Source organism: Neochlamydia sp. S13 (assembly GCF_000648235.2).
GTDB lineage: Bacteria > Chlamydiota > Chlamydiia > Chlamydiales > Parachlamydiaceae > Neochlamydia.
Map to the genome: position 1 here is coordinate 1,710,045 of NZ_AP017977.1, position 12,184 is coordinate 1,722,228.

5 protein-coding genes and 3 rRNA genes are annotated in these 12,184 nt (G+C 41.1%); 4 read left to right on the forward strand and 4 right to left on the reverse strand.

Annotated elements, in window-relative coordinates; translation table 11 throughout:
- Genes cdaA through TY21_RS06590 form a run of 3 tightly spaced genes read left to right on the forward strand, consistent with a single transcriptional unit; the run spans position 1 to position 2,743 of the window.
- Positions 1 to 804 (forward strand): diadenylate cyclase CdaA, encoded by an 804-nt coding sequence (gene cdaA, locus TY21_RS06580; protein WP_039383420.1) that lies wholly within the window; start codon positions 1 to 3, stop codon positions 802 to 804.
- Positions 792 to 2,042, forward strand: a complete 1,251-nt coding sequence (locus tag TY21_RS06585) for a YbbR-like domain-containing protein (protein ID WP_042242402.1) — start codon at positions 792 to 794, stop codon at positions 2,040 to 2,042. Before cdaA ends, TY21_RS06585 begins: the two co-directional genes overlap by 13 nt.
- A gap of 2 nt (positions 2,043 to 2,044) precedes the next feature.
- On the forward strand, positions 2,045 to 2,743 hold the full coding sequence (locus tag TY21_RS06590) for a 16S rRNA (uracil(1498)-N(3))-methyltransferase (RefSeq protein ID WP_042242399.1): 699 nt from the start codon (positions 2,045 to 2,047) through the stop codon (positions 2,741 to 2,743).
- Positions 2,744 to 2,764: 21 nt separating this feature from the next.
- Here the strand turns inward: TY21_RS06590 and TY21_RS06595 are convergent, their stop codons facing one another.
- Complete coding sequence (locus TY21_RS06595; protein ID WP_042242397.1) at positions 2,765 to 3,952, reverse strand: glycosyltransferase; 1,188 nt, start codon at positions 3,950 to 3,952, stop codon at positions 2,765 to 2,767.
- Positions 3,953 to 4,225: 273 nt separating this feature from the next.
- Between TY21_RS06595 and TY21_RS06600 the strand changes: the two genes are divergently transcribed.
- Positions 4,226 to 6,259, forward strand: coding sequence for a RhoGEF domain-containing protein (locus TY21_RS06600; protein ID WP_042242394.1), 2,034 nt, complete (start codon positions 4,226 to 4,228; stop codon positions 6,257 to 6,259).
- Positions 6,260 to 6,413: 154 nt separating this feature from the next.
- On the opposite strand, the gene rrf is transcribed toward TY21_RS06600, so the two are convergent.
- The 3 genes from rrf to TY21_RS06615 all read right to left on the reverse strand — a co-directional run bounded on the left by rrf (position 6,414) and on the right by TY21_RS06615 (position 11,655).
- Positions 6,414 to 6,528 (reverse strand): 5S ribosomal RNA (gene rrf / locus TY21_RS06605).
- Between the two features lie 182 nt (positions 6,529 to 6,710).
- Positions 6,711 to 9,654 (reverse strand): 23S ribosomal RNA (locus tag TY21_RS06610).
- 457 nt (positions 9,655 to 10,111) lie between these two features.
- Positions 10,112 to 11,655, reverse strand: a 16S ribosomal RNA gene (locus tag TY21_RS06615).
- The 16S, 23S and 5S rRNA genes sit together here, the layout of an rRNA operon.
- Positions 11,656 to 12,184: the final 529 nt, after the last annotated feature.

Below are 12,184 nucleotides of genomic sequence, written 5' to 3' on the forward strand. Positions count from 1 at the left end.
ATGCATATACTAAGTTGGTTTATTCCTGCTATTGAAATTGCTGTAATTGCCGTCGTGGTCTACTATTTACTCTCTTTTTTTTGGAATACGCGCACGATGGATCTTTTATTTGGTCTGTTAGCAGTTGCTTGTATTTATGCCTTATCAATTTGGCTGCATCTTCCTGTGATTGAAAAGCTTATTCATTATTTTGTTAGCGTGGCGGTAGTAGCTCTATTAATAATCTTTCAACCCGAACTACGTCTGGCACTTTCCATGCTAAGCGTCAAAGGAAAAAAATATCGCGAAGTCACAGAGTTTGATAAATTCTTGGATAGTATGGCTCAATCCATTTATCGTCTTTCTGAGAAACGTGTAGGAGCTTTACTTGTCCTTGAAAATCAAGATTCTTTAGATGAATATGCCAATAAAGCTGTCATTATGAACGCCAATTTTTCATCTGAGCTATTAGAATCCATTTTTATTAAGACGACCCCTTTACATGATGGAGCTGTCATTATTCGAGGTACCACTATTCTCTCAGCAGCAACCATTCTTCCTTTAGCAGACGATAGTTCCCAGTTGTCAAAATCTATGGGCACACGTCACCGTGCAGGATTAGGAACAAGCCAGCATACAGATGCGCTGATCATAGTCATTTCAGAAGAAACAGGTAAGGTAGCTATAGCAAGAGATGGAATAATGACTAGAGGAGTCAAGATTGATCGCTTTAAAGGCATTATGCGCAGCATATTTACGCCGCCCAAGACTACTATTCAATCCAGCTTTGATGCGATAGGACGCTTAAAAACATGGAAACGTTAATTTATAAGATATTCTTAGAGAATTGGCAACGTAAAATAGTAGCGGTTGCATTAGCAGTGATCCTATGGCTATGCGTAAACTATTCTATAACTGCCACCAAAACGATCTTGGGCGTACCCATAAGAATTATTAATTTGCCCGCTGATAAGACGATTCAGGGTTTATTACCTAATGGTATTTTAAATAAACGCATTGCTCTCACTTTAAGCGGTAGAAAAAATGTTATTCGTGAATTAGAGCCAGGTGATTTAGAAGTCTTAATAGACTCCTCAAGCATTGATCGAGACGAGTGGGTGCTTCTCATCACTAAAAAAAATTTAATTAGCTTAAGTCCTGATATTGATCTTGCCCATAGCATCTCTAATGTCGAGCATCCTGAGTTTATTATTAAAATGAGTCGCCTTATCACGGCAAAAATACCTATTACCATTCTTCCTCCGATTGGAAACAGCCCTCCTGGCTATGAACTTCTCGATATATGGCCTCAAAAGCTTATGCAAACGCTAAGCGGTCCTGAAGAGGCTATCCAAAGCTTGAAAATACGTGGCTTAGAAGTTGTCTTTGACTTAAATGAAATTACTAAAGCAGAATTAGATGCTATTCACAGTGCTCATCTGAATGCCCAAAATGATGAAATTAGCTTCCATATTCCTAATCATTGGAAAGAAGTGGCTATTCCTTTCCATAATAATAGTTTAGAAGAAATTAATGACCCAGAAGCTCAACATTTACGTATCGATTTTTTAAGAAATGAATTTATTTCCATCGATAAAGAAATTCCCATTCGCATATTTTATCCTTTAAAAAGCTTAGAAGAGATCAATCCTCAAACATGTACTTTAGCAATTAGTGATAGAGTAAAAGAAAGGCATGGGGCCACCATTTTTAATCAAAAAATATTCACCAAAAATGTCAGTAGCCTGTTCGTGGAGATTATCAAACCTAATATGGAAATTGTTATTAGTGCGGCCCCCAAAAATGAACGAGAAACGTTACTGTGGAGTTTGGAGGTTGTAGCTGCTGAAGATTTAGAAAATACCTATGTCGCCTATTTTATGGGCGATCTGCTAAAATCTCTGTATAACCCCGATATTGCTCTCTCCCCTCAACACCAAGAAACCTTGCTTCGCAAACGTTTCCGCGATTATTTACAAAAAATAACCTTATACTCCTCCCCCGACCAAAAGTTACAGATTGACAGCTATTGGGAAGACAAATTTATTAAGGTCAAAAGCTAATTATGCCTTCCACACGTTTTTATTTTTGCTCCAGGCTACAGGCTGGACAGGAAGTTATCTTAGAGGGGAATGAATTTCATCATCTAGCGCATGTCATGCGCTTAGAAGAAGGTGAACAAGCTGAATTTGTTAATGGCGCAGGAACTCTTGCGATAGGAGTTTTAAAGCAGCGAGAGAAAAAACAGGCTACATTCATTATCGAGTCTTTCATTCAGCAAGAAAAAACTAGCTCTGAATTAATTCTAGCCCAAGGATTACCTCGGCTTAATCGCTTAGATTTTATTATTGAAAAAAGCACTGAATTGGGAGCTACTCAAATCTGGCTATTTCCCGGCCAAAATAGTGAACGAAAATCTCTTAATGAGCATCAATTGAAACGCATGGAAAGTTTAATGATTGCCGCTATGAAGCAGTGTGGGCGTCTCTACCTTCCGTCATTAGTCATTAAGCCTGCACTTCATCAATGGGACCTATTAAAAATCCCTGCTTTCTTTGGAGATGTACGAGAGACAGCCCCTTTCTTTTGGCACATTCATTCTCCTGGAAAAGAGGCCCTTTTTTTTATAGGCCCTGAAGCGGGCTTTACTGCAGCAGAAATTGAACGATTAGGGCAAATGGGTGCTCAGGGTGTAAAGCTTCATCCCAATATCTTGCGCACCGATACCGCTGCTTTAGTTGCTTTAAGCATTATGAGCCAATAGATAGGCTCCCACAGGCATTCCTTATCCTTCCTCTATTTGAGGGAGGTTTTCGAAACCATCAAATAGCTGTTGAGCTCGTACATCCCAAGTATGTTCCTTCATCACTTTTTCACGTCCTTTAGCGATAACTTCTTTACGTTTTAAAGGTTTTTTCAAATATTCTTCTACCCAGGTGTTGACCTCCGCCCATTTATGCGGCGAATAGATAAGAATGTTTTCTGCATGTTCAAAATTTCTTCTGATCCATAGATTATCACTGGTAATAGGTAGAGCTCCGCAAGCCAAGCCATTAAAAATTCGTTCATGGGTACCATTTTTAAAAAAAGGCATACTATTTAAGCATATTTTGCTTTGCTTAAGGATCTCTAGGCCTTTTTCATAATTAACGGCCGGATGAATGGTCACATTTTGCATGGTTCTTAGGCTATATTCCCATCCTAAAATGGGCTTTTCACGACGCCAACAAAGATCTCCAAAGACATGTACCTGCGCATTTTTTATAGAGAGAATAAGCTCTGTACGATCTTTTCCTCGCATATAGTTATCGACATAATAAGCATAATGAATAATTTTATCTTCTAATTCGCTCTCATTTTCACAAGAACAGGCTTCCTCTTGCACTATTTTTTTAATCGCTGGATAAACGGAAGTCTTATTGTCGCTTAACACTATTTCAATCGCCTTTTCTATGATTTCTATATCATTTTTTTCCATTGTCTGCCGCCAATAAGCACGCAAGTTTTCATGATCATAACAACTGCCTAAAAAGACCACCTCATAGGGCCTTTCTTGGTTCATGGCAGGTTCCAATTCCCTTTCTACAGCATGGGCAAGAAAAAAAGTTTTCGAGAAATTTTTAGAATAAATATATTCGCAATCCCCATGGTCTACACAGGTAATGATAGTATTTTTACTTTTAAGTACATCTCTATAATTGTAGGCAGGATCGACAAAGAAGGCGAGATGAGGAACGCCCGTATGATCTGAAATATATTTGCCATCCTCTGAAATCATGGAATTAAATGAGCAGGTAAAAACGGTTTCCTGCGGATTACTTGCTCTTATAAATTCCATGCGCTGCTGCTGCAAGGTATGATAATCGATGATGCTTGTTTCAATGCCTAGACGATTAAAAGCTTCGGCAAAACGGGCACAAAAGTAGCGTTTAGATTCGTAAAGGTTATAGTTAGAAAGAAAGGCGATATGCATATAAGATACTCTCCCATTATTCTTAACTTGCTATAACCTGCAATATTTTTCACCTATAATCTACCTATTTCATCATTTCCTTTCTAACCCTCCTTTACTTGGCATACTTCCTGCTACTCCTTCATTAAAAAATAAATCCTAGCCATTCAAACCTGGCTTTATTTAATAAATTAAAAAATAAAAATTTTAATATTAATGATTATATAATTAATAATATAATTATAATTATAAATAGATTTATATATAAGATATAATTAAGTAGGGAGAAATTCTATGTCAGTTCCAATATTCTCTAAATTGTTAAACCCTATGGCATCTTCTCAACATGATATTCCTCCTAAACTCAGTGGTTTTACCTTAGCGGCTGATGGCAAATCAGCTATTAAAGATATTAAGCTTCAAGGAATTAAACTAAAATTTGTAGTCTCACTTGCTGATTGCAAATCTCCTGAAGATCAGCAAAAACGTTTAGCTTCTTTTAGTTCGGAAAAAATTAAAAAAGCAGCTAGCTTAGCCATAGGATTGGGCTTAGGAAAAGAAAAAGAACTCAAGCAAGTGAGCTTTGAGCGTATGGCTGAAAGCAACTTATTAACAGCGACTAAACATTATGCAAATCAAAAAACTAATAAAGTCGATTCTAAATATTTTAATACCCTTGAAAAGCTGTTAAGTGAGAGAGGAGATAAGCCGGGCTTAAAGCGTTTAATAAAGCAAAAAGAATTGTACGAAAAAACTGTACAGGCATGGAATAAACAGGGAAAATTAGACAAAAAAGCTGGAAGCATGGGGCCTGCTTCTACAGAGATGTATTCAGAAAATATTAAGAAGCAGGTAACCAGCGAAATGCAAAAACAAGAAAGAGTTTTTAGACCCCTCCCTCCCCTTCCCCCCCGAGCAGATTCTTCTCAGAAGGAAAAAATAGCTGGAACAGCTTCTCAGGAAGCAGATAAATCCTTTACCTCACTAGGTGTAGAAGAAGAAAACACATTCCATACGTTCGAAGAAGAATTACTCGCTTTAGATTTACAAACTACCGGCAAATTAGAAAATCCAACAGGTAAAATTCTCACACAGGCAGATCAATCTGAAATCAATAAAGAAGAGACTTTGCCACCTAGCGATAAGAAAAAAGTTATATCAGAAGAAGACCAAGCAATCTTTAAAAAATTTGCTAAACTTTTAGAAGAATTAAATGATGAAAACAAAGGCCTTGCTCTTAAATCTAATGGGGCAATTCAAATTGCAAAAAAGCGCATTCTAAGCTTAGGAAGCTTTTTTAACCAAGACCGCAGTAAAAAGAGCCAAGCGGCCTTATCAAAAATATTAGCTACAATAGATTCTACTCTCCGTAATGGCTATGATCCCCTTATTCCTAATGGCTCAGGAGAACCTTTAGATATAAGAAAGTTATATAATAATTTTATTCAAAGTTCCTATGGTGAAAAATTGATTATGAATTCACCTTCTATAGCCAACATGATTGTTAATCATTCGCTAGCAAAAATTAATGATAATGATCCTGAAATGGGTAAAAAATTAGAAGGCCAGTTTGCGCGCTTAACGGCTAGCGACAAATATGACGAAAAAGCCGTATTACAGTTTATTAAAGATTTGACTTTCAGCGTAGCTATTGCTCAATACAAAAATTCTACCAGCTCTACTTCTAGTACGCATCTCAGTCAAACCCAGGCTTTAAATTTTAACCCTGTGCCACTCAATTCAAAATTAGATCAGGTAGTAAATGAACTTATTACTACCGAGAAAAGTTATCTTAAGAACATTCGCTTGTTACTCCCTCATTCTTCTGAATATAACGTTTTCCAAAAACTATTGGATAATAAGGTTATCTCAGAAGAGGAACATGCTATTCTAACGCAAGGATGGCAAGAGCTAGCCAAGCAATCTGAATCCTTGATTGAACAGCTTGAGGCTATGCAAAAAGACTCAGGAAATCCTTTAGAAGCTCTGACTACTATTTTTTCGGAAAGCAATTTAGAAGATTATATAAAGTCTACAGGAATACTAGTTATTAAAAATATTCAACTCAATCAGGTAATAACAAAAATTTCCAAAACACCAGAAGGAAAGAGTATCCTGCAAGGGTTTGACAATCATCCTCCTTATGTCAATTTAGGCTCTATATTTATAGGTCCTGTGCAAAGGCTTCCTCGCTTAGAGATGCTAATGAAAGAAGTAAGCAAAAGAAGTGGGGATCAAAACTTAAGAGAAGCACAAGCACTTGCTGCTTTGGAAGCAAATATAAAAATGCAATTAAACTTTATCAATTCATTAACCCCCAATTTATAACAGGCCAGATTAAAAAAGAAAAAGAGGTAAACAGCTCAACTACATGAATATAGAAAAAAGCTAGAAGGGTAAAAGAAAAAAAGGTGGAGAAAAGCAAGATAGGCTAACAGGAGGGCAAAAGAGCTTTTAGGAACGCTAGTTTAGTAAAAAAAAAGCTTGGCGGCGACCTACTCTCCCACACTCTTGTGTGCAGTACCATCGGCGATAAGAGGCTTGACTTCTGAGTTCGGTATGGGATCAGGTATTTCCCTCTCTCTATTGCCACCAAGCAAAATTATTTTTAGCTTTAAAAAAGCTAGGCAAATGATTAGTTAAGAAATCGTATCAGCTTTTAGCTTTAACGCTTCACACACATAAATCAACGCTTGAATTTCTCTTTCTTACATTGGCTTATTTTGCGTCAGCTTGTAGTCTTTGTTACTTTGACCCAACTTGTCTCGATAAAAGAAAGTTGGTCAAGCCAATCGACTGATTAGTATTGGTTAGCTCAACACATTACTGTGCTTACACATCCAACCTATCTACCATGTAGTCTTCATGGTGTCTAATTGGGATACCTTATCTTGAGGGAGGCTTGGCGTTTAGATGCTTTCAACGCTTATCCTTTCCGAACATAGCTACCCGGCTATGCACTTGGCAGTACAACCGGCACACCATTGGTTCGTTCACTTCGGTCCTCTCGTACTAGAAGCAACTCCTCTCAAGTATCCTGCGCCCACAACAGATAGGGACCAAACTGTCTCACGACGTTTTGAACCCAACTCGCGTACCGCTTTAATTGGCGAACAGCCAAACCCTTGGGACCTTCTTCAGCCCCAGGATGCGATGAGTCGACATCGAGGTGCCAAACCGCCACGTCGATATGAACTCTTGGTGGCGATAAGCCTGTTATCCCCGGAGTACCTTTTATCCGTTGAGCGACGGCGATTCCACTTTCCACCGCCGGATCACTAAGCCCTACTTTCGTACCTGTTCGACTTGTTGGTCTCACAGTTAATTTGCCTTATACCTTTACGCTCTACTCGTGATTGCCAACCACGATGAGGCAAACTTTGGACTCCTCCGTTACTCTTTAGGAGGATACCGCCCCAGTAAAACTGCCCGTCTGGCAATGTCCGTTCCCCAGATTCATGGGTGAACGTTAGATTCCCGACTTGTCAAGACCAGTATTTCACCGTCGACTCCATCTTACCTGACGGCAAGACTTCTAAGTCTCCTGGTTATCCTACACATGACAAGTTAGGAGCCAATACCAGAGTACAGTAAAGGTTCACGGGGTCTTTCCGTCTTATTGCGGGTAAACGGCATCTTCACCGCTACTACAAGTTCACCGAGCCTCTCGTTGAGACAGTGCCCAGATCGTTATACCATTCGTGCAGGTCGGAACTTACCCGACAAGGAATTTCGCTACCTTAGGACCGTTATAGTTACGGCCGCCATTCACCAGGGCTTAAATTCGAAGCTTCGCATTGCTGCTAACCTCTCCTTTTGACCTTTTGGCATTGGGCAGGCATCACACCATATACTTCGACTTAGACGTCTTTGCATAGTGCTGTGTTTTTGTTAAACAGTCGCCTGGGCCATTTCTCTGCGGCCACGCTCCGCTTCACATGCTAGATGTGTCACGGCTCATGGCTCCCCTTCTCCCGAAGTTACGGGGATAATTTGCCGAGTTCCTTAACGAGAGTTCTCTCGCGCGCCTAAGAATATTCTTCCCACCCACCTGTGTCGGTTTTGGTACGGTCACCTTCGACAGCTAGAATCTATTTCTTGGAAACATCGCTCTACACCATCGGTTCATTTGCACTCCCCTTGTCCACTATCTAGAATCCTGCTGACGGATTTGCCTATCAGCCTTCCTCGTAGTGTCACGGACTCTTCCAATCGTCCGCGTGCTTTACTTATTTCGTCAATCCATCGCTGTTGTCTTCGGTGGCGCAGGAATATTTAACCTGCTTTCCATCGCTTACGCTTTTCAGCCTCAGCTTAGGGACCGGCTAACCCAGGGAAGACGAGCTTTACCCTGGAAACCTTGGGTTTTCGGCGAGGCAGATTTTCACTGCCTTTATCGTTTACTCATGCCATGCATTCTCACTAGTATGCGCTCCAATGCTCCTTTCGGTACATCTTCTGTGCCCATACTACGCTCCCCTACCGCGCATATTTTACAATATGCACCCGCGAATTCGGCTCTATGCTTTAGTCCCGGATATTATCGGCGCAAAGTTTCTCGATTGGTGAGCTGTTACGCACTCTTTAAATGATGGCTGCCTCTAAGCCAACATCCCAACTGTTTTAGAAACTTTACTTCCTTACTCACTTAGCATAGAATTAGGGGCCTTATTCGGCGATCTGGGCTGTTCCCCTTTTGACAATGAAGCTTAGCCCCCACTGTCTATCTCCCGGACTGCTTTACAGTATTCGGAGTTTGATTTCCTTTGGTAGACCGGTAGGTCCCCGCGTGAATTCAGTGCTCTACCCCTGTAAAGAATACGTCCGAGGCTAACCCTAAAGTTATTTCGAAGAGAACAAGATATCTCCACGTTTGATTGGCCTTTCACCCCTATCCACAACTCATCCAAAACTTTTTCAACAGTTACTAGTTCGGTCCTCCACAAGGTGTTACCCTTGCTTCAACCTGGTCATGGATAGATCACGTGGTTTCGTGTCTACGCCATATGACTTATTCGCGCTTTTAACGCTCGCTTTCACTTCGGCTCCGGAACGTAGGTCCCTTAACCTTGCCATATAGCGTAACTCGCTGGCTCATCATGCAAAAGGCACGCCGTCAGCCATTCCCTTATAAAGGGCATAGGCCTTCGACCGTTTGTAAGCTGCTGGTTTCAGGTTCTATTTCACTCCCCTAACAGGGGTTCTTTTCGCCTTTCCCTCACGGTACTGGTTCGCTATCGGTTATCAACGAGTATTTAGCCTTGGGAGGTGGTCCTCCCTGCTTCAAACCGGGTTTCACGTGTCCGGCTTTACTCAGGTGCCTATCCTGTCAGGTCCTCTTTTCGTCTACGGGACTATCACCCTATATTGTCCAGCTTTCCAGCGGTGTTCGACTAAGATTTCCTGATCTTTTGATAGGTCCTACAACCCCAGAGTCATTGACTCTGGTTTGGGCTTTTCCCATTTCGCTCGCCGCTACTTTGGGAATCTCTTTATTGATTTCTTTTCCTCTACTTACTAAGATGTTTCAGTTCAGTAGGTCTTGCTTCTTTAACCTATGGATTCAGTTAAAGATGATGAGGTATTACTCTCACCGGGTTTCCCCATTCGGATTCCACCGGGTCTACGCTTTCTTCCAGCTCACCGATGCCTATCGCGGGTTTCGCGTCCTTCATCGCCTGTTGATACCAAGGCATCCACCAGCAGCCCTTAATAGCTTGACCAAAAAATTTAATTTTTGGACTAAAGCTGACGTTTTACAATTACGTCATTAAGTTTAATGAGCATACTTTATTTTGTAAGTGTTTTCCACTTACTTTCGCCAATTGTTCAGTTTTAAATTTACATTTAAAACTTAGGTAAGAAGTTTACTCTTCAAGCGTCGATTTATGTCTGTGAACTTATCAGTGTTTAACGTTTTGCTTTCGCTTAACGTAAGATGCGTTTAATCGTTATTGCTAACGATTCGCTATTAACATGATACTTTTACTTTAATCATCAATCTTATCTTTTGAAGATTAACTCTTTTGTTTGATTTCTTATTAATCACTTGCCTTTCAAGATAACTAGATATGAAGCTTAAAAGCTTCATTTCTTACTTAACAGTAAGAGGAAGACAATGTGCAGCTAAAGTTTGTTTCAACCTAAGAATGGTTATTCCTAACGCATTCTCTGTCCTTAAAAGGAGGTGATCCAGCCCCACCTTCCGGTAGGGCTACCTTGTTACGACTTCATCCCAGTCATCAGCCTCACCTTAGACGCCTCTCTCCTTGCGGTTGAGCCAGCGGCTTCGGGTAAAACCAACTCCCATGATGTGACGGGCGGTGTGTACAAGACCCGGGAACGTATTCACGGTGGTGTTGCTGACCCACCATTACTAGCAATTCCGTCTTCATGTAGTCGAGTTGCAGACTACAATCTGAACTGAGATCGGCTTTTAGGATTTGCTTCACCTCGCGGCTTCGCTGCCTTCTGTACCGACCATTGTAGCACGTGTGTAGCCCCAGACATAAGGGCCATGCGGACTTGACGTCATCCTCACCTTCCTCCTGGTTAACCCAGGCAGTCTCATTAGAGTTCCCACCCAAAGTGTTGGCAACTAATGATAAGGGTTGCGCTCGTTGCTGGACTTAACCAAACACCTCACGGCACGAGCTGACGACAGCCATGCAGCACCTGTGCAGATGCCCCGAAGGGAAATTACATCTCTGTAATGATCATCTGCATGTCAAGCCTGGGTAAGGTTCTTCGCGTTGCATCGAATTAAACCACATGCTCCACTGCTTGTGCGGGTCCCCGTCAATTCTTTTGAGTTTCACCCTTGCGAGCGTACTCCTCAGGCGGTATACTTATCGCGTTAGCTTCGGCACAACCAGGGTTGATTCCGGTTACACCAAGTATACATCGTTTACGGCAAGGACTACCAGGGTATCTAATCCTGTTTGATCCCCTTGCTTTCGCGCCTCAGCGTCAGGTGTAAACTAGAAAATCGCCTTCGCCACTGGTGTTCTTCCACATATCTACGCATTTCACCGCTACTTGTGGAATTCCATTTTCTCCGTCTACCCTCAAGAAAGGAAGTTTCAAATGCTGTTCCGAGGTTGAGCCCCGGGATTTCACATCTGACTTTCCTTCCCGCCTACGCGCCCTTTACGCCCAATAAATCCGATTAATGCTTGCACCCTCCGTATTACCGCAGCTGCTGGCACGGAGTTAGCCGGTGCTTCTTTACCTGGTACGCTCAAGTTCTCTAGATGTTAGCTAGATCCCCTTGTTCCCAGGCGAAAGAGTTTTACGACCCGAAGGCCTTCATCACTCACACAGCGTCGCTTCGTCAGGCTTTCGCCCATTGCGAAAGATTCTCGACTGCAGCCTCCCGTAGGAGTCTGGGCAGTTCTCAGTCCCAGTGTTGGCGGTCAATCTCTCAATCCGCCTAGACGTCTTAGCCTTGGTAGGCCTTTACCCTACCAACTAGCTGATATCCCATGGGCCTCTCTTTAACCGCGAGGTCCGAAGATCCCCCACTTTAATGATTTCAAGATGCCTTGTTATCACCACATTCGGTATTAGCGATCGTTTCCAATCGTTATTCCCAAGTTAATGGTAAGTTACCCATGTATTACTAACCCTTCCGCCACTAAATGTATTGCTACATTTCGTTCGACTTGCATGCCTCATCCACGCTGTCAGCATTCAATCTGAACCAAGATCAAATTCTCAAGAAAAATATATTCTTTGAAAACTTGATAAATGATTTATTTATCTCTGATTCTATTAACGAGATTAAAAGTTGCCTTTTAATCTTCGCACAAACTTTATGTTTGCTTGCACATTGTCTTTCTATCACTGTCAAATAGCTTTTTGCGTCACTCGTTGGTCACGCTTTTTTTGTTCTTCTTCTTAACTTTTCACTTAAGAAGCAGTAAACATACAAAATATCGAATTATTTTCGCAATCCCTATTTTCCTTTTTCTCTAATTTTTTCCTAAACTCCTAAAAGTTAAAGAGAATGAATGAGTTTTAAATTTGAGCTGTCAATTTCCCACCTATATGTTTGTTCTATGGTGTACAAGTATATAAATCGCTATTTCATGGGGATTTTAAGAGAGGTGGTTGCCGTATGGGAAAATCTAAATCGCTCGTACTTTGGATGTTATTATACCAAAAAGGCAATTTTATTCAAGGATTATTTTAATATAATGGGGAAAATACTGTCTCATCTTTCTTGTCCCTCTTATTTCTCACGCAGGGCAT